The 20036-nt window shown below is 28.6% G+C and carries 19 protein-coding genes; 11 read left to right on the top strand and 8 right to left on the bottom strand.

The features are described 5' to 3' along the window. Positions 1–2 precede the first annotated feature (2 nt). The 4 genes from OD91_RS07375 (at position 3) to OD91_RS07360 (ending at position 4169) form a co-directional block, all read left to right on the top strand. A complete protein-coding gene (locus OD91_RS07375; protein WP_144895746.1) occupies positions 3–986 on the top strand; it encodes a DUF4837 family protein in 984 nt (327 codons plus the stop codon). A 94-nt stretch (positions 987–1080) separates the two neighbouring features. After that, entirely contained in the window at positions 1081–1578 is a 498-nt protein-coding gene (locus OD91_RS07370; RefSeq protein ID WP_144895745.1) for a DUF1761 domain-containing protein, read from the top strand. A 429-nt stretch (positions 1579–2007) separates the two neighbouring features. Continuing rightward, positions 2008–3126 (top strand): MBOAT family protein, encoded by a 1119-nt coding sequence (locus tag OD91_RS07365; protein ID WP_370511743.1) that lies wholly within the window; start codon positions 2008–2010, stop codon positions 3124–3126. Positions 3127–3131: 5 nt separating this feature from the next. Then, positions 3132–4169 (top strand): hypothetical protein, encoded by a 1038-nt coding sequence (locus tag OD91_RS07360; RefSeq protein ID WP_144895743.1) that lies wholly within the window; start codon positions 3132–3134, stop codon positions 4167–4169. On the opposite strand, the gene trpS is transcribed toward OD91_RS07360, so the two are convergent. Next, entirely contained in the window at positions 4163–5131 is a 969-nt protein-coding gene (gene trpS / locus OD91_RS07355) for a tryptophan--tRNA ligase (RefSeq protein ID WP_144895742.1), read from the bottom strand. The genes OD91_RS07360 and trpS overlap by 7 nt on opposite strands. A gap of 90 nt (positions 5132–5221) precedes the next feature. Here trpS and OD91_RS07350 point away from each other — a divergent pair, with 90 nt between their 5' ends. Further along, positions 5222–6013 carry a 1-acyl-sn-glycerol-3-phosphate acyltransferase gene (locus tag OD91_RS07350; RefSeq protein WP_144895741.1) on the top strand — a complete coding sequence of 264 codons (792 nt, stop codon included), beginning with the start codon at positions 5222–5224 and terminating at the stop codon, positions 6011–6013. Further along, positions 5985–6626, top strand: a complete 642-nt coding sequence (locus OD91_RS07345) for a hemolysin III family protein (RefSeq protein ID WP_144895740.1) — start codon at positions 5985–5987, stop codon at positions 6624–6626. The genes OD91_RS07350 and OD91_RS07345 overlap by 29 nt, the downstream gene beginning before the upstream one ends. 238 nt (positions 6627–6864) lie before the next feature. Here OD91_RS07345 and OD91_RS07340 read toward each other — a convergent pair whose 3' ends face one another. After that, on the bottom strand, positions 6865–7338 hold the full coding sequence (locus OD91_RS07340) for a CYTH domain-containing protein (protein ID WP_144895739.1): 474 nt from the start codon (positions 7336–7338) through the stop codon (positions 6865–6867). A gap of 77 nt (positions 7339–7415) precedes the next feature. On the opposite strand from OD91_RS07340, the gene OD91_RS07335 reads away from it, so the two are divergent. From OD91_RS07335 to OD91_RS07325, 3 genes are read left to right on the top strand one after another with little or no spacing between them, the layout of a single operon-like run. Next, complete coding sequence (locus OD91_RS07335; protein WP_144895738.1) at positions 7416–9743, top strand: two-component regulator propeller domain-containing protein; 2328 nt, start codon at positions 7416–7418, stop codon at positions 9741–9743. Then, positions 9743–10465: a DNA repair protein RecO gene (gene recO / locus OD91_RS07330; protein ID WP_144895737.1), complete on the top strand. Its 723-nt coding sequence runs from the start codon at positions 9743–9745 to the stop codon at positions 10463–10465. The genes OD91_RS07335 and recO overlap by 1 nt, the downstream gene beginning before the upstream one ends. Further along, a complete protein-coding gene (locus tag OD91_RS07325) occupies positions 10465–12918 on the top strand; it encodes a TonB-dependent receptor domain-containing protein (protein ID WP_144895736.1) in 2454 nt (817 codons plus the stop codon). The genes recO and OD91_RS07325 overlap by 1 nt, the downstream gene beginning before the upstream one ends. A gap of 1 nt (position 12919) precedes the next feature. On the opposite strand, the gene OD91_RS07320 is transcribed toward OD91_RS07325, so the two are convergent. The 6 genes from OD91_RS07320 to OD91_RS07295 all read right to left on the bottom strand — a co-directional run bounded on the left by OD91_RS07320 (position 12920) and on the right by OD91_RS07295 (position 17816). Then, positions 12920–13264, bottom strand: coding sequence for an SdpI family protein (locus OD91_RS07320; protein WP_144895735.1), 345 nt, complete (start codon positions 13262–13264; stop codon positions 12920–12922). Between the two features lie 3 nt (positions 13265–13267). Next, positions 13268–14137, bottom strand: a complete 870-nt coding sequence (locus OD91_RS07315) for an acyl-CoA thioesterase II (protein WP_144895734.1) — start codon at positions 14135–14137, stop codon at positions 13268–13270. Then, positions 14127–15323 carry a GNAT family N-acetyltransferase gene (locus OD91_RS07310; RefSeq protein ID WP_144895733.1) on the bottom strand — a complete coding sequence of 399 codons (1197 nt, stop codon included), beginning with the start codon at positions 15321–15323 and terminating at the stop codon, positions 14127–14129. Before OD91_RS07310 ends, OD91_RS07315 begins: the two co-directional genes overlap by 11 nt. Next, a complete protein-coding gene (locus OD91_RS07305) occupies positions 15323–16216 on the bottom strand; it encodes a metallophosphoesterase (RefSeq protein ID WP_144895732.1) in 894 nt (297 codons plus the stop codon). Before OD91_RS07305 ends, OD91_RS07310 begins: the two co-directional genes overlap by 1 nt. 90 nt (positions 16217–16306) lie before the next feature. Beyond that, positions 16307–16540 (bottom strand): hypothetical protein, encoded by a 234-nt coding sequence (locus OD91_RS07300; protein WP_144895731.1) that lies wholly within the window; start codon positions 16538–16540, stop codon positions 16307–16309. A gap of 97 nt (positions 16541–16637) precedes the next feature. Further along, positions 16638–17816, bottom strand: a complete 1179-nt coding sequence (locus tag OD91_RS07295; protein WP_144895730.1) for an acyl-CoA dehydrogenase family protein — start codon at positions 17814–17816, stop codon at positions 16638–16640. Between the two features lie 181 nt (positions 17817–17997). Here OD91_RS07295 and rnpA point away from each other — a divergent pair, with 181 nt between their 5' ends. Further along, positions 17998–18378: a ribonuclease P protein component gene (rnpA, locus tag OD91_RS07290; protein ID WP_144895729.1), complete on the top strand. Its 381-nt coding sequence runs from the start codon at positions 17998–18000 to the stop codon at positions 18376–18378. After that, positions 18375–20003, top strand: a complete 1629-nt coding sequence (locus tag OD91_RS07285; protein ID WP_255513203.1) for a S41 family peptidase — start codon at positions 18375–18377, stop codon at positions 20001–20003. The genes rnpA and OD91_RS07285 overlap by 4 nt, the downstream gene beginning before the upstream one ends. The last annotated feature ends 33 nt before the right edge of the window (positions 20004–20036 follow it).

Below are 20036 nucleotides of genomic sequence, written 5' to 3'. Positions count from 1 at the left end.
GCATGAAAAATTTACTTACACTTGTTTTATTATCAGTTTTCTTAATTTCTTGTCAAGGAAATGGAGAGTTAATTTTACCAAGATCGGTTGGTAAAGTCAATAAAGTTTTAATTGTTACTAAAAGCAGTAATTGGTTGGGTGATGTTGGTAAAGAATTACGAAATTATCTAGGAGAGCCTATGGTTGGTTTACCACAACCAGAAACTCAAATTTCTGTTTCTCAAGTTCAACCAAAAGGGTTTAACTCTATGATGAGAAGTGGCCGTAATATTTTGGTGATAGAAGAGAGTGATAAAAATTCTTTTACCGTAAAAACAAATGTGTATGCTAAACCGCAAACAGTTGTTTATGTAACTGCAGAAAATAAAGATGAATTATTAGCGCAAGTAAAAAAATATGAAGAAGAAATTCTGGAAACCTTCAGGAGTTCTGATATTCGTTTTTTACAAAACTATTTTTCAGAGAAAAAAGTTGATGATTCTAAATACAAAACCCTTCAGAAATTAAATCTTTCTTTAACAATTCCAGAAAGTTTTAAAACGGTTGATGATACTGGAGAATTTTTATGGTTACGTCAGCATTTATTGGGTGGAATTGCACGTGGAGCTGGAAGTAATAACATTTTAGTGTATTCATATCCGTTAGAAAACATAGAAACTATTTCAGAAAATATAACTGCAGTTAGGGACTCGATTGGAAAAAAATACATTCCTGGTTCAAAAGAAGGGATGCACATGATTACAGAAGCAGCTTACACACCTTTTACTTATGATATAGAATTTGCTAAAAATAAAGCTTATGAAACTCGAGGGAAGTGGGAAGTTAAAAATGATTTTATGGCAGGTCCTTTTTTAAATTATACAATACTTGATAAAAAAAATAATCGTGTTTTAGTTTTCGAAGGATTTACGTACGCTCCATCTGTAAAAAAGAGAGAGTTTATTTTTGAACTTGAAGCGATTGCTAAATCTATGATTATCAAGTAATAAAAATATAAAGTTAATTTAAATAAAAAAAGCATCAAATTTCAATTTGATGCTTTTTTAGTATATTTGAAAGAACCAAAAACTTTATAATATTATGGAATTTAATCTTTTAATGTGCGCAGTAGTTGCACTTGTACCTTTAGTAATGGGCTTTTTATGGTATGGCCCAATATTATTCAAAAATGCTTGGATGAAAGAAGTAGGTTTTACAGACGAATCCATGCAAGGTGCTAATATGGCATTAATCTTCGGGTTAAGTTATGTGCTTAGTTTCTTACTTGCATTTATGTTGCAAACATTAGTAATTCACCAATTTGGAGTTTCTTCTACGTTGATGAAAGCTGGAGAGACAGCACTTACTGGAGCAGAATTAACATACTTTCAAGATTTCATGGCTCAATATGGTGATCGATTTAGAACTTTTGGTCATGGAGCACTACATGGTGCTATGATTGGACTATTTGTGGTATTACCAGTTATGGGTACTAACGCACTTTTTGAAAGAAAAAGTTTTAAATATGTTGCTATCAATGCAGGTTACTGGATTGTAACTATTGCTATTATGGGTGGAATTTTATGTCAATTTGCTTAAAATAAATCTTTAACTAAATTAAAAAATCGTCTAAATTTTATAGACGATTTTTTTTAATGCTAATTTTTCAATATTGTTTAATTTTTTGAAATCAAATGAATGCTATTTAATTCAATAGAATTTGTAATTTTTTTACCGATAACTTTTTTGATTTACTGGCACTTAGCTAGTAAAAGCATAAAACATCAAAATAGATTTCTTCTTGTTGCCAGTTATTTCTTTTATGGATGTTGGGATTGGAGATTTTTGTCTTTAATAATTTTTAGTTCTTCAGTAGATTTTCTTGTAGGTTTTTATCTTAATAAAATTCATAATATTAAAACAAGAAAATTGTTATTATTGACTAGTATTTTTGTTAATCTAAGCTTGTTAGGTTTTTTTAAATATTTTAATTTTTTTGCAGAAAGCTTTACAGAAGTATTTACTTTAATGGGAAAATCAATCGAAATAAGTAGATTGAATATTATATTACCAGTAGGAATTAGTTTTTATACATTTCAAACATTAAGCTATTCTATTGATGTTTATAGACGTAAGATTAGACCTACAAGAAATATTCTTTCATTCTTTTCATTTGTCTGTTTTTTTCCTCAATTAGTGGCAGGACCAATTGAACGTGCACAAAATTTATTACCTCAATTTTATAAAAAGAGAAAATTTATATATAAGAATGCAGTAGATGGTTTAAGACAAATACTTTGGGGTTTATTTAAGAAAGTAGTTATTGCAGATAATTCTGCTATAGTTGTTAATTTAGTTTTTGACAATTATTTAAATTTAAATGGAAGCACATTATTTATAGGAGCAATCTTTTTTGCGTTTCAAATTTATGCAGATTTTTCAGGTTATTCTGATATAGCTATTGGTACCTCACGCTTATTTGGGTTTAATCTTCAGCAAAATTTTTCTTTTCCTTATTTTTCTAGAGATGTTGCAGAATTTTGGAGAAGATGGCATATATCTTTAAGTACATGGTTTAGAGACTATTTATATATTCCTTTAGGAGGAAATAGAGGTAGTACTTTAAAAAAAGTTAGAAACATATTTACAATTTTTATTATTAGTGGATTTTGGCATGGTGCAAATTGGACATTCATTACCTGGGGTTTTTTAAATGCTTGCTATTTTTTACCCTTTTTAATTACAAAAAAAAATAGAAATCATTTAAATATAGTCGCTCAAGATAATATGTTTCCATCTGTTAAAGAAGTATTTCAAATGTTATCAACTTTTATTTTAACGGTATTTGCCTGGATTTTTTTTAGATCAAAAAGTATTAAGGATGCTGTAAATTACATTAATGAGATATTTTCTATTTCTTTTTTTGAAATGCCTGATAATTTTGGAGGTATTGAGGCACTAAAGACTTTGATTTTGATTTGTTTATTTATGATGTTTGAATGGTTTGGTAGAAGAAATAAATATGGAATTGAAAAAATTGGATTAAAATGGAATTCTTTTATAAGGTATTCATTCTATTTCTCCTTAATTATTTTAATATTCATTTTTAGTCAAGATAATATGCAATTTATTTATTTTCAGTTTTAAGAGTTATGAAAAAATTCAAATTAAAAATAGCATGTTTCATTCTCCCTTTTGTTTTATCGTATTTAGGGTTTTTATTTTTTGGTTCAGAAGAAAAAGGAGATCTTTTAAGAATAGGGTACTTAATAGATAAAACTAAAAATTATAGAGAAAAATTCCAGAATGATTTTTCTAAAGAAATTTTATATACAGAGTTTTCAAATATAAATGGTAAAAGGAAATTCGATTTGTTTACCATAGGTGATTCTTTTTCCCAACAAAAAGGATACGGATATCAAAATTACTTGTCAGAAAAAAATATTAGTGTCTTACATTACAATAAGTCTTGTAATTCATTAAAAACTTTATATAGTTTTATAAAAGGAGATTTTTTTGAAAAACTACAAATTAAATATGTTTTAATACAATCAGCTGAAAGATATATTTTGAGTAGAAGTAATGATATCCAAATTAATAAAACATTGTTTTTTGATGACCTTATTGGAGGCAATAAAAACGGAGACATAGAAATTATAAAAAAAACATTAGACCTGCCCAAATTTTTTTCTCCGAGTATTGTGAAATTCCCATTAAACTTTTTATATCATTTTGATGATAATGCTTTTTTCTCTAAAGTTTATCGTGTAAAGACTAGTAAACAGTTATTTACTATAGGTAATAAAGAATTATTGTTTTCAGAGGAAGATTATAAAAATGCAATAGATACCAATAAAGATAAAATTGAAAATCTTAATAAAGAATTAAACTTATTGTCAAAAAAATTAAAACAAAAAGGGGTTAAATTAATTGTTTTACCAAGCCCGGATAAGTATGATATTTATTACAAATATTTTAAAAGTAAAGAGAAATATCCCGAACCTATATTCTTTGAATATTTATCAAAATATAAAAAAGAATATATTTTTATAAATTCCAAAAAAATACTTAATGAAATAATGGAAGAAAAAAAAGATTTGTATTTTTTTGATGATACACATTGGTCACCAATAGCGACAAAATTAATATCAAAAAAAATAAAAGAGATAATAATGAATGATAATCAATAACCTACTTTATTTCTTACTCTTGCTAAAACTTCATTCGCTACTTTTTTGGCTTTTTCAGCACCAATGGCTAATGCTTCATCTATCTCATTTCTATTTTCCATAAAATGATTGTATTTTGTTCTTACTTCAGCAAACTGTTCTATAATTAATTCATACAGTGCCTGTTTAGCATGACCATAACCGTAATTTCCGCCTAAATAATTAGCACGCATTTCTTCAATTTGTGAATCGCTTGCTAATAATTTATACAACGCAAAAACATTATCAGTATCAGGGTTTTTAGGCTCTTCTAATGGAGTACTATCGGTTTGAATACTCATTATTTGTTTACGTAGTTTTTTATCAGATAAGAAAATATTGATAATATTATCTCTTGATTTACTCATCTTTTCACCATCAATTCCAGGAACTAATTTAGTATGTTCTTGAACTTTTGCATCTGGCGGAATTAACACATAACCTACAAGATTATTCATTCTATTAGCAACATCTCGAGACATTTCTAGATGTTGTAACTGATCTTTTCCTACTGGAACAATATCAGCATCGTATAATAAAATATCTGCAGCCATTAACATTGGATACGAAAACAAACCAGCGTTTACATCTTGTAAACGATCAGCTTTATCTTTAAAACTATGTGCTAAGGTTAAACGTTGATATGGAAAAAAACAACTTAGATACCAACTTAATTCAGTGACTTCTGGAATATCACTTTGTCTATAAAACACAGTTTTGTTAATGTCAAGCCCACAAGCTAACCAAGTTGCAGCTGTACTGTAGGTGTTTTCTCGTAGTTCTTTTCCATCTTTAATTTGAGTTAAAGAATGCATGTCTGCAATAAACAAAAAAGATTGATTATCAGGATTATTAGATAGTTTTATAGCGGGTAAAATTGCGCCTAATAAATTACCTAAATGAGGTGTTCCAGTACTTTGTACTCCAGTTAAAATTCTTGACATTTTCTTTTTTAATTGTGTCTCTAAGGAAGCAAAAATACTGTTTTAGAAAAGAAAATCACAGTAAGATATTAATTTACTACATTCGCATTAGTGAGATTCTTAAAAATACCTTTATTATACATTTGGAGAGCTTGGTTCTACATCTTAATGTTTACTACAATAATTTTAATGTTGCCGTTTTTATTGATTTTAACATCTGATGAAAAGTATTACCCTACTTTTTGGAAAATGGTGCGAGCTTGGTCTTTTTTATTGATTTATGGAATGGGTTTTCGATTAAAAATTGATTGTGAACAAGAAATTAAGAGAGATCAAAGTTATATGTTTATTGCAAATCATGCTTCTTTGATTGATCCTTGGGTTATGATTGTTTTAAGTAAAAACCCTATTGTTTTTGTTGGAAAAAAAGAGCTGGTTAAGATTCCGATTTTTGGATTTTTTTACAGAAAGGTGGTTATTATGGTTGATAGAAGTTCTGAAAAAAGCAGAAAAAATGTATATGAAAGAGCTAAAAAAAGATTAAAAAACGGAACCAGTATAGCTATTTTTCCAGAAGGGTTAGTACCCACAGAAAATGTAGTTTTAGGAGATTTTAAAAATGGTGCTTTTAGTTTATCAATAGAACATCAAATACCAATAGTACCACAAATTTATTACGATTGTAAACGGCTATTTTCTTGGGATTTTAAAAAAGGAGGACTGGGAACTTTTAGAATAAAACAAACGAAGTTTATTGAAACTAAAGGGTTAACATCAGAAGATATTCCAACACTTAGAGAAGAGGCTTTTGACATTGTTTATAATGAATTGGTGAAAGATGAAAAATACATGAAGGATACAAATAGACCAGATAATGACAAAGAACACTATTCACCGTTATAGTAAAAAAGAAGAGTATTTTAATGTACTTACACACGCTTTTGGCTTAGGGTTAGGAATTCTTGCTTTCCCTTTTTTAGTATATAAGTCTTTTCAATTTGATGGTTTTTGGAAGCCTTTTAGTTTTATTGTTTACGGATTAAGCATTATAATTTTATATGCTGCATCAACTTTTTATCATGCTTCTAAAGAAGATAAAAAAAGGAGAAAACTTAATATTTTTGATCATGCAGCTATTTATGTTTTAATTGCTGGGACATATACTCCTTTTACTTTAATTATTTTAGAAGGTAGGTTAGGCTGGATACTATTTATTGCTACATGGATATTTGCATTTATAGGAATTATACTAAAGCTTTTTTTTACTGGACGATATGATAAACTTTCCACCGCTATGTACTTATTAATGGGTTGGCAAGTTATTTTTGCCATAAAACCTTTATTAGCTAACTTTTTTGAAGATGGCGTATTTTGGTTGTTTTTAGGAGGTATCTTCTATACAATAGGGGCAATTTTATATTCAATAAAGAAATTATCTTATAATCATGCCATTTTCCATGTGTTTGTTTTATTAGGAAGTCTCGCTCACTTTATTTCAATCTATTTTTATATATAAAATGAAATTAATGGATGTTAAGATTAATAAAACATCATTTTTAACACTGTTTTTTTTAATTTATAGGTATTAATTAACATTAAAATGATAATTAAATAAAAAGAGTAATTATTTTTTGAAATAGTTAATAAAAGTATTATATTTGCGGAGTCTAATTGCAGAAATGTGTTAGATATTTATAAATCTTATTTAGGGGGTAGGTTTATTAAATTTCCTCGAGCTTTTGTTCGAGGTTTTTTTATGCCCAAGATTTATAAGGTTTTTTACTTAAGTTTGAATTGTAATATTTAGATATCCCAGTAACTTCTTTTCCTAACCATTTAGGCGTTTTAAAATCATCATTTTCATTCTCGAGTTCAATTTCAGCAACTACTAATCCTATATTGTCACCAAGAAATTCATCAACTTCAAAAACATGTTTATTAGATTTTATATAATATCTATACTTCTCAATAATCCCTTTTTCGCATAACAAAAATAAATTTTCAGCATCAGAAACAGAAATTTCTTTTTCCCATTCAAAACGTGTTGTACCCTTCTTGTTTGACTTTCCTTTTATGGTTAGAAAAGCTTTTTTATCAATGATTCTAATTCTAACAACCCTGTTTTTATTTGAGTTTAAAAAACCTTGCTTTATATACCTACAATCATAACTTTCTTTTTTATAAGTAGTGTCTTTAACTAAAAATTTTCTTTCTATTTCTATGTCCATCTAAAGAGATTCTTAATTGTACTAATGTAGACGTTTTATCGTTATAAATAAATATATTTGAACTTTAGATTTTTGTAATGAAAAAAATTGTTTTCTTTTTATTTTTTATCACTTCATCAATACTGTTTTCACAAACTGATTATAGTGATTCTTGGGAAGATTTTTTTTCATACAACAATGTAAAAGATTTTGTAAAAACTAACGATGTTATTTATGCTCTAACAGATAATGCTGTTTTTTCATATACTATATCAACAGAAAAGATTGAAAAACTATCTTCTGTAAAAGGACTTTCTGGCAATGTTACATCAGCAATACATTACAATTCAACTTTTAAAAGATTAGTAATTGGTTATGAAAACGGATTAATTGAAGTTGTAGATGAAGACAATACAATTACCATTTCTGCAGATATTGTAAATTTTAACCAAGCTGGTGAAAAAAGTATCAATCATATTTCAGAATTTAATAATAAATTATACCTCTCGACACCTTTTGCAATTATCGAATATGATGTTGAAAAGTTAGAATTTGGCGATACTTTTTTTATAGGAAATAATTCTACGGAAATAGTCATTAATGAAACGACAATTGTTAATAATCAAATTTATGCAGCTACAGAAGTAGGTGTTTTTGTTGCAGATGTCACCAGTAATTCTTTGATTGATTTTAATAATTGGAATCAATTTTTTTCAGGACAAAGTTTTAAAAACATTACAAGTTTTAATAATCAAGTTTTTACTACTGTAAATTCAATTTTATATAAGATTGATAATGCAAGTCTTTCTCAAATTAGAGATTTTTCTGAAACAATTATTGGAATTAAAAGCTCTGAATCGAGTATTACAGTTGCTTTAAGTAAAATAGGATTCATATTTGATACGTCTTTAAATCAATTACTAGAACTAGATGCTACTTCAGAATTTGATTTTACGCTAAACAATGCTTTTTTTGATAATAATGAAATTTATTTGGGAACAAAGGAGTTTGGAATTTTAAAGTCAGATAGTGCAAGTCCATCAAATTATAAAGAGATTCATCCAGATGGTCCATTATCTAATGATGTATTTTCAATAACAGCAGGAGAGAATAATAAATTATGGGTGGTATATGGTGGTTTTAATAATATTTATGGGTCAATTTTTAAAAAACAAGGATATAGTAATTTTGATGGAGAGAAATGGATTAATATTCCTTATGACCCTAATTTTCCTGTTACAGATCTAACAAATCTGACAATTGATCCAGAAAATGAAAATAAAGTATATATAAGTTCTTTTGGTGTTACAGGAAATGTAAACTCAGTTTCTACCGGTGGTTTATGGGTTATTGAAGATTTTAAAACGAAAATTTTTTATAATCATTTAAATAGTACAATAGAGAGTATATCAGTAAGTCTTCCATCAATTAATATTAGAATAAATAATTCTGTTTTTGATAAGCAAGGTAATTTATGGATTACGAACCAAGAGGTTAGTAATAAATTGCAAAGATTATCTCCTTCTGGAGAATGGAAAGGATATGATTTAAGCTCTTTGGATTTAATTTTTGCTCCTGGCCTTAGTGATTTAATTATTGATTCTAACAATACTTTATGGATGGGCACTCGGAGAAATGGAGTTATGGTTTTTAATCCTAATGGTGAAAGAAAAAAAGGATTAACAACAACTTCTAATCAAGGAAGTCTACCAGATTTAAATGTAAAATCTTTAGCAGTAGATAGAAATAATAGAATTTGGATTGGTACACCTTCTGGTCTAGTTGTCTTTAGTAATGCTTCTGGTGTTTTTGATACTGATAATATTAATGCCGAACCTGTAATTATTTTAGATGATGGAATTGCAAAAAAATTACTAGGAGATCAATCTATTAATAGTATTCAGGTAGATGGAGCAGATAATAAATGGTTTGGTACGGACAACGCAGGTGTTTTATATACAAATTCAAACGGACAAACTACGCTAGCAAATTTTAGTACCGATAATTCGCCATTACCATCCAATAAAATTTTAAAAATTAGGGTAGATAATTCAACAGGTAAAGTATACTTCGCTACCGATAAAGGTATTGTTGCGTATAATAGTAATGTTGCGCCATATGCAGAAGAATTAACCGATGTGTATGCGTATCCAAATCCTGCATTAAAAAATCATCAAACAGTTACAATTGATGGTAGAAACGGAACTCATTTACCTAAAGGCACCAATGTGAAAATTATTGATGTTTCTGGTAATCTTGTTCATGAAACAAATGTTGTTGAAGGACAAGAATTACAAGGAGGAAAAGTAGTTTGGAATAAAACCAATCTTGCCGGACGCAAAGTAGCTTCTGGTGTATATATTGTTTTATTAACTAATGAAGATGCTTCAGAAACTAGAACAACTAAAATTGCAATTGTAAACTAATGGCAATTGTTTCTACAAAAGCTATCGTTTTAAGTTCATTAAAATATAGTGATTCTAGTTTAATTGTTAAATGTTACACAGAAAAAGAAGGGTTAAAATCATATTTAATTAGAGGTGTTTTAAAGGCAAAAAAAGGAAATATAAAAGCAGCGTATTTTCAACAATTAACACAACTTCAAATAATAGCAACTCATAAACCAACTTCAAATTTAAACACATTAAAAGAGGTTCATATTGTACATCCGTATAAAACAATTTATACAGATATTGTAAAACAGTCTGTTGTGTTGTTTTTATCAGAAGTTTTATCAAAAACAATACAAGAAGAAGAAGAAAACTTGCCATTATACTCTTTTTTAGAAACTGCATTTATTTGGTTAGATACACATGAGAAAATTTCAAACTTTCATTTACTTTTTTTATTGAATTTAACTAAGTTTTTAGGATTTTATCCAGATTTAATAGATAAAGAAAAACTTGGATTTAATTTGATGGAAGGAAGATTTACAGATGCAACTCATGAAAAATTAATAATTACAGGAAATAATTTAACACTGTTAAAAAAGTTGTTGGGCATAAATTTTGATGCAATAGAAAAAGTGTCTTTTTCTAAACATGAAAGACAACAAATTTTACAAATGATAATTAGATATTTTGAATTACATTTGGACGGATTTAAGAGCCCAAAATCATTAGATATTTTAAAAGTAGTTTTTAGTTAATGAAGAAAGTAATTTTTATACTTGTTTTACTAAGTAATCTTGTTGTTTTTGCACAAAAAATCAAAGTTTTAGACAAAGAAACAGGAAAAATCATTAAAAATGTGACTATTTTTAATGAACAACAAAATGCAACTACAATTTCAGATAATAGAGGTTTTGCAGATATTTCTGTATTTAAAAACGATGATATTTTATACTTCTCACACCTTTCTTATACTATTTTTGAGATAAAAAAAGAAGAAATACCAAGTAATGTTATAGTTTATTTAACTAGAGAATCTGAACAATTAGACGAAGTAGTATTATCAGTTTTTAAAAACAAAGCAAAGGCGAATCGAATTGCAGAGCAAGTTGCAGTGTTATCATCAAAAGATATTCAAAAAATATCACCACAAACTTCAGCAGATTTGTTAGCAGCAATTCCTGGAATAAAAGTTCAGAAGTCGCAATTTGGTGGTGGAAGTCCTGTATTGAGAGGAATGGAATCTAACCGTGTTTTACTGGTAGTTGATGGAGTTAGAATGAATAACGCAATTTATAGAAAAGGACATTTACAAAACTCAATAACTGTAAGTCCAAATCAATTAGATCGAACTGAAGTTGTTTTTGGACCTTCATCGGTTATCTATGGTTCAGATGCATTAGGAGGTGTAATTCATTATTATACAAAAACACCAAAGTTGTCAGAAAAAAAAGAGGTAAAAAGCGGGTTTTTCTCTAGATTTTCAACGGTTAATCAAGAAGTAACTTCGAACTTTTCTGCTGAATTAAGATTTAAAAACTGGGGATCTTTTACGAGTATTTCCTACAGTAATTTTGGAGACTTAAAAATGGGTAAAAATCGTTCTCACGGATTTGAAAATTGGGGAAAAGTAGGATCGTATTCAGAAAACAGATCTGATAATTACCAAGCAAGTCCAACGATAAATTCTGATGTTAATTTACAAATAAATACGGGCTATACACAAACAGATATTTTACAAAAACTATTTATTCCTTTATCAAAAAAGACCGATTTAAAAATAAACATGCAATATTCTGAATCTTCAGATATTCCAAGATTTGATAGGTTAACAGAAATTTCTAATGGAACATTAAAGTTTGCAGAATGGCATTATGGCCCACAGAGTAGATTCTTAATTGCACCTCAATTAGAGATTCATCCAGAAAAAAAATGGATCGAAAAAGGAACGATTACTTTTGCATATCAGAATATTAAAGAAAGTAGAATTCAACGTAAATTTTCTAGTTTAGACAGGTCTAATAGAACTGAAAAAGTTAATGTTTTTAGTTTAAACGGAGATTTCTCAGTTCCACTAACTACTAATAAGAAACGAAACATGGGATATGGTTTTGAGTTCGCATATAATGACGTAAATTCTATTTCTAAAGGTGAAACGTTATCAATTTCTGGAAATGAAATCACTGGTTTTTCAAATACATTTAAAGTACAATCTCGATATCCAGATGGAGGAAGTAACTATATAAGTTCTGCAGTTTATGTTGATTATAGGCAGGATATTAGTGATAAATCTACGTTAAATTCTGGGGTAAGATTTACCAATACACAATTAAACGCAACTTGGATAGATCAAACTTTTATAACATTGCCAGAAACAGATATTAGCTTAAATAATTCTGCAGTTACTGCTACTTTAGGTTATGTTCTTAAACCTAATAAAAGTTGGCAATTAAATAGTGTTTTATCATCAGGTTTCCGTTCACCAAACATAGACGATGTTGGTAGGGTTAGAGAAAAAGCAGGTAATGTAACAGTGCCAAATATTACTTTAAAACCTGAGTTTGCTTACAATGCAGAAATTGGGATTCAGAAATATTTTAATAATAAAAGATTTAGAATTGGTGGAAATGTATATTATACATTACTCGATAATTATATTATTAGAGACCAACTAGGGTATCAAGTTAATTTTGATGGAGAACTTGGAAGCGCAGTTGCTAATCAGAATAAAAAAACAGCGTATATAACAGGATTTACCGCTAGTTATTTAGGTAGAATTTCTGAACAATGGAATACTTCTGGGTTTATTACCTATACAAAAGGGAAAACAAATGATACCAATGAACCAATGTCTTCTATTCCACCATTATTTGGAAATTTTGAACTGAATTTTACTGCTAGTAAATTTGAAGCAGGTGCAAATCTCCGATTTAATAGTAGGAAAAAAATAACAGATTTTAATTTTACGGAAGGGATTGATAATCATGATTTAACACCAGTTATTAATGCAAATGCAACCAGTGATGTTGATAAATATTATGGTTCACCAAGTTGGGTTACCTTAGGGGTAAATGGAAAATATACAGTAAATAATAATTGGACTATCCAAGGAATGATTACCAATATACTTGATGAGCATTACAGAGAATTTGCTTCTGGTCTTTCTGCTCCAGGACGTAATTTTTCAGTTGCTTTAACGGCTAGTTTTTAATCTATTTCCTCTTCCCTTCTTCATTAAATGTATTAGAAATTCCTTTTTCGGTTTTTATGATACACACTAATATTGTTAGCAACACTAAAACCATGGGTTGCCATGTAATTTCTTTGGTAGCCAAATAAGCAAAAAGGATTCCAGCAAGAAAAGAAACACCTGCATAAACCATAAACGTTTTATTAAATAATGTATTTGCAAAATTCCAAATATCTTCATTTAACATAGATCGATGTGTTCTATAGCCGTATAAATTGTTTATTTTTTTAGGAGGAAAAATGTAGAAAATAATACTCAGTAAGAATAAGATACCGTTAGTATTTAATACGTATATATATGGATTCATAGATTAATTTTTTTGTGGTCTCATTAATCCTTCTTGTGTAAAAGAAGCAACCAATGTACCTTTTCTTGTAAATATATTTCCTGTAACAAAACCTCTAGCTCCAAATGTATTAGGAGATTCTGCCGAAAAAAGCATCCAATCATCAAAATCAAAATCTCTAAAAAACCACATCGAATGATCTAAACTTGCAGTTTGTGTATTTCTAAAGCTATATTCACTCGCATTAGGGTTAAATGCTGCGTTTAAAACATTATAATCTGAAAGATAGGTTAGAATTTGTTGTTTCATTCTCGTTTCAATATCCGTATGATTATCTCCTTTTAACTTAAACCAAACCTGTTCGTTAGCAGGTAAATTTTCTGGATCCATTGGATTAGGAACTCTTACAGGCTTAAAATCTACAGGACGATCAATACTAAGGAAATATTTAAGTGGCTTTGGTAAAAAATCTCCAAATTGATCTACCATATCTTCCCAACTTAATAATTCTTCGGGTTGTTTAATGTCTTTAGGAAATTCTTTTTGATGCTCAAACCCTTCCTCTTTTTTATGAAAAGAAGCTGCTAAAATAAAAATGACTTTATCTTTTTGAATGGCAGTAACTCTTCTAGTAGAAAAACTTCCGCCTGTTCTCATTTCATCAACTTTAAAACGAATTGGAATTGTTAAATCTCCAGCTTCTAAAAAATAGGAGTGAAAAGAATGTAAAATTCTTGTTGTTGAAACTGTTCTATATGCCGCATTTATTGCTTGTGCAGCAACTTGACCACCAAAAACATGAGGGCTACCGATTGTAAAACTGTCTCCACTAAAATTATTTTTATCAAGTTCTTTTAGTGTTAAAAGGGTAATTAAATCAGTACTATTTTTCATTAAATGTATTTTTAAATGGAAATTTTTGATGAAAAGCTGTAGGTTCTATTTTTTGTAAAAATAGCTTTAAAATTCGATTGGTTAACGATTGTTTGTGTCTTAAATAAATTGTTAAATCTTGAGGAATGGCACCCACTGAACTTTTTATTTCACTGGCAGTTCTTCCAAAATTAATGCATGCTATCTTATGCTTAATTGCCATTTCTATATAATCGTACAGCATTCTTTGATAAATAGCATATTCTTTATTTAGTGAATAATCTATACCAACAAAATGAGCATCCAAAGATGTTTGATTAATTAAACCTGATAAAAATCCGACTATTTTATCGTCAATACTATAAGTTTTAATGATGTATTTATCGCCTAATTTATCTTTTAACGTTTTATACGTTTCCAGATTAAAATCGCCTAAATTAAATTCAGCTTTAGAAGAAACCGTTTTGTATAATTCTGTCATTTTTGGGAGAAAATCGTCAATATTTTCTTTCGTAACATCATTAATAACGATATCAGCACTTTGTTTAAAGGCTTTTCTAGCTTTTACTCTAAACTTGGTTTTCATGGCGGCTAAATAATCGTCAAAATTGTTCCATTTTTCGTCTAAATACAACACCATATTCGGATCTACATGAAAAGAATAATAGCTATAATCATGTAATTCATCAGTAATAAATAGAGATTCTTTAATAAAGTCTTTTAGCATATATGCGCTAATTTCTTTAGAAAGTGTTTTGTTAGCGTTTACAAAATGCTGAATAGCTTTTGCTAATTCTTTTATGATGATTTTTTTATCCTGATCTTCTTTGATGAAGATTCCATGTTCACCGCTCACAAAAGTATTTCCACAGTTTAAAATTTTAAAAGGTTTTTTGTGAGGAATGACACCTAATTTTCTACCAATATTTTTTACTTTTCTAACTAGTAATTCTAAATCATTTCTAATTCCGTCTAGATAAAAATCGATAATTTGTATAGAAGCAAATGCAATTGGGTTTTGAGTTTCATCAACCAAAACGATGTAAGAAAAACTAATTTGTGGATTGTGTTTTTCTATAGATGATAAATATTTTGGGCTAAAATAAAGGTTGTTTGTACAATTTAATGCCTCCCAAATTGAATCTGGAATATCATTTACTGTATTAAAATACAGTGCATTATTTGTATTAGTACAACAATTCAACATTAATTTATAAAATGATTTAAATCTTCTGGTCCTTCTAAGACAGTTCTAATAATTTGTAAAGTTCCGTTTTCTTTAGTTGTCATATGCCATTTTATCAATGCAATTTGATTGTTTTCTATTTCTAAACCTGTAATTGCTCTTGGATGAACACAACTTCCGTCATTAAAAAAAGGAATTTCCGTTGCGTCTGGAAACCTTGGTCTGTGTGTATGACCAATTACAACCATTTGATTATTATTTGCTTTAATCCAATCTTCAATTCTTTTTTCAACTTTTATCAACCCTTTAAAGTTTTGTGCTGGACTTGTTGGGTCGGATATGCCAAGTATTTGTAGTGGTTTCCATAAAACCCTTACAAGAAACCTGCTTAATTTCCAAAATGTATAATTAAACCAATCTGCTTGATGCCCATGTAATAAAAAGATTGATTTTTTTGTTTCTTGATTTTCTAGTAAGATTGCTTCAGAAAAAGAGGCATTAATTAGTAGTTCTTTATCAGTTTCTGAAACTTCATCATAATAATAATGTAAGTTTTTTTTAATGTATTTAGGATCTTTATAATCCATATCATGATTCCCCCAAATAAAATGTAATCGGTTATCATCATGAAATTTTTTAAGCAACAAATAGATATATTTATTTGCTCTAAAAATGTTTTTGAAGTCAGAATTTTCCCACAATTCATCACCATCACCCAACTCTATATAGGTAAAACCTTCATCGAAATAATGATTAAAGGCATATTTGTAAACATTTCTGTTTCTTGCAAAATCATCTGCAAAACTATTATCACCTCTATGACAATCACTAAATAAAATATATTTAGAATCTTTGTTTAAAGGCAGTTTCTTTGCTTCTTTAAACGCTTTAGAAATTCTACTGTTTGAAGACATTTTATCTTTTTAAGATCTGCCTATAAAGATGCATAAAAAAACCGAGTTTTAAAACTCGGTTTTTTATAATAAAAGTAATTAATTAAATTTTTATTGTGGTGGTGTACCATTCAAGCAATCTAATCCTTCACATAAAGTTCCATCGTCTTTTTTGTAAATGTTTGCTATAACAACATCTCCATGAGCTAGGTGAGCTTCAAGTGCATTTTTAGAAACTTCAATAATTTTTCCTTTATGATTAATTCTATGTTTAAAAAGTTCACATTGAGAAAACAATGTCATCATAAAAACTGATGCTGCTAAAATTGATAATTTTTTCTTCATTATGTAGTATATTTAAATTAGTTAGCCAGCAAGTTAGCTATTAATTCCTGAAAATATACTAGAAATCAAATAATTAGGTATTTATACCTGTTTTAAATTACTTAAAAGCATTTAAACCTGTAACATCTAAACCTGTGATTAACAGATGAATATCATGTGTTCCTTCATAGGTAATTACGGATTCTAAATTCATAGAATGTCTCATTATTGAATATTCTCCAGAAATACCCATTCCACCTAACATTTGTCTTGCTTCTCTAGCAATTTTAATTGCCATTTCTACATTATTACGTTTTGCCATAGAAATTTGTGCAGATGTAGCTTTGCCTTCATTTCTTAGGTTCCCTAAACGCCAAGCTAATAATTGTGCTTTGGTGATTTCAGTAATCATTTCAGCTAACTTTTTTTGTTGTAATTGAAATTGACCAATTGGTTTGCCAAATTGCTCACGTTCTTTACAATATCTTAAAGCTGTGTCATAACAATCCATAGCTGCGCCAATAGCTCCCCAAGCAATTCCAAATCGTGCAGAATCTAAACATCCTAATGGGGCTCCAAGTCCAGATTTATTTGGTAATAAATTTTCTTTTGGAACTTTTACGTTATCAAAAATTAATTCACCAGTTGAAGAAGCGCGAAGTGACCATTTATTATGCGTTTCGGGTGTAGAAAAACCTTCCATTCCACGCTCAACAATTAATCCATGAATTCTACCTTCTTCGTTTTTCGCCCAAACAACTGCAACTTGTGCAAAAGGCGCATTAGAAATCCACATTTTTGCTCCATTTAAAAGATAATGATCTCCCATATCTTTAAATTTAGTTTCCATTCCACTTGGATTAGATCCATGGTTAGGTTCTGTTAATCCAAAACATCCCATCCACTCTCCAGAAGCTAATTTTGGTAAGTATTTTTTACGTTGTTCTTCATTTCCATATTTAAAAATCGGATACATTACTAAAGATGATTGAACTGATGCTGTAGAACGAACTCCAGAATCTCCACGTTCAATTTCTTGCATAATTAATCCGTAAGAAATTTGATCTAAACCTGCGCCACCATATTCTTCAGGAATATAAGGCCCGAATGCTCCAATCTCTGCTAAACCATTAATTATTTGTGTTGGAAATTCTGCTTTTTGAGCATATTCTTCAATAATTGGAGAAACATCTCGTTTTACCCAATCTCTTGCCGCTTCACGAACTAATTTGTGTTCTTCAGTTAGTAAATCATCTAAATTATAATAATCTGGTGCTTGAAATAAGTCCGGTTTCATATAGTTTATCTATTAAAATTGATATTTTTAAAATGTATAATATTTAACAAAAATATGTATTGTTGTTTAATTTTATACTTTTTTAAGTAAAAAAGATATTATTATTTTAAATGTACATAATTTTTGAAGTTCATCATAAGAAACAATTAAAAAGTTATGGATTTCATTTAAGTTTGTAAAGATGAAGTTTACCTTAGGAAAACAGGAACGATTAAAAAGTAGAAAACTAATAGAAAAGTTATATATAGAAGGGAATTCTATAAAAACTTTTCCTTTTAGAATGGTTTTTTTACAGGTAAAACATACTTCAGATTTTCCAGTTCAAGCAGGTTTTTCTGTTCCAAAAAGGAACTTTAAAAATGCTGTAGATAGAAATCGATTAAAAAGGTTGATGCGAGAAGTGTATCGTTTACAAAAAGAAATTGTCTATACTAACGCCGATATTCCCTATATTTTTATGATTTCGTATATTGGGAAAGAAGAATTTCCATACACAGAACTATATACAAAGATGGAAAAATTGTTAAACAAGTTTGTGTTGGAACTAAAAAAGAACAGATGATGAAAAATAAATATTTAAAAGTAACCTTGGTTTTTGTAATTGCAATTGCTTCGTATTCTTTTCAGGATAAGTTTTTTGAAGTAGCAAAACATATAGAAATTTATAATACCCTTTTTAAAGAGTTAAATAAATATTATTATAACGAAATAAGTCCAGCAGAATTTACAAATAAAGCGATAAAAAACACATTACAAAATCTAGATCCATATACAAATTACTATAATGCACAAGATGTAGAAGACGCTAGAATTAGACGTGAAGGTGAATATGGTGGAATTGGTGTTTCGGTTTTTTACAGCAAACAAGGAATTACAATTTCAGAAATTTACAAAGAGTATCCTGCAGATAAAGCTGGGTTAAAAGTTGGTGATTTAATTACAGAAGTAAATGGTCAATCATTAAAAGGGTTGGAAAGAGATCAATTATCGATGCAATTAAAAGGGAACCCAAAAAAACCACTTAATTTAAAAGTAAATCGACTTGGAAAAACTGTAGATTTTAATTTAGCGTTAGATAAGATAACTGTAAATCCAGTTCCATTTTTTGATATGATAAATGAGGATACAGGATATATTGTACTCACTCGTTTTAACGCAAAAGCTTCTAAAGAAGTTAAAAAAGCTTTTAAATCCCTTAAGGATAAAGGCATGAAAAAGTTAGTGTTTGATTTACGGTCTAACCCTGGAGGATCTTTATTTGAATCAATTAACATCTCAAATTTCTTTTTACCTAAAGGCAGTTTAATTGTTACTACTAAAGGGAAGATTAAAAAAATGACGAAGACCTATAAAGGAAATAAAGAACCGTTAGATTTAGAAATTCCGATTGTAGTTTTAATAAATGGACGTTCTGCATCTGCTTCAGAAATTGTTTCAGGATCGTTGCAAGATTACGATAGAGCGGTTGTTTTAGGAGAGCGATCTTTTGGAAAAGGATTGGTACAACGTTATTTTCCATTAACTTATGGAACGCAGGCAAAAATCACAATTTCTAAATACTATACGCCTAGTGGAAGATGTATTCAAGAATTAGATTATGCTAATAGAGATAGTAAAACAAATAAAGTCCCTAAGTTTTCAGATGGTATTGTAAATAGTTTTACTACAACAAATGGCAGAAAAGTTTTTGATGGTGGTGGTGTTATGCCTGACGTTAAAATAAATCGAACACAACAAAATGACAATACAAAAGGTTTATTAAGATCGAGGGCGATTTTTAATTTTGCGACAAATTATGTAGCAAAAAACTCAAGTATTAATATTGAGAATTTTAAAATGTCAAATTCTGATTTTCAAGATTTTCAAGAATATTTAAAAAAGACTGATACAGCATTTACAATTAAACAAGAACGATTGTTTAAGAAAGCTTTTTTAGCCACGGATAAAAATCAAAAAATAACAAGAGAGTATCAGCAAATCATTTCAAAAATTAAAGAAGAAAAGGTTGTTAGTGTGACTGAAAATAAAGATGTTATTGTTGAGAGAATTGAAGATGAAGTTTTAAAAAGATTTTTTTATAAGAAAGGTGTGTATCAATATCATTTAAAAAATGATAAAACGATAAAACAAGCATCAGAATTATTATCAAATTCGAAAAAATACCGCCAAATTTTAGAGAAAAAGTAGTTATATAAATTACTATCTTTGCAGATTAATTGT

This window comes from Lutibacter sp. Hel_I_33_5, assembly GCF_007827455.1.
In the GTDB taxonomy this organism is placed as follows: domain Bacteria; phylum Bacteroidota; class Bacteroidia; order Flavobacteriales; family Flavobacteriaceae; genus Polaribacter.
The sequence above is the reverse complement of the archived record's forward strand: the minus strand, read 5'-3'. Positions and strand labels throughout refer to the sequence as shown.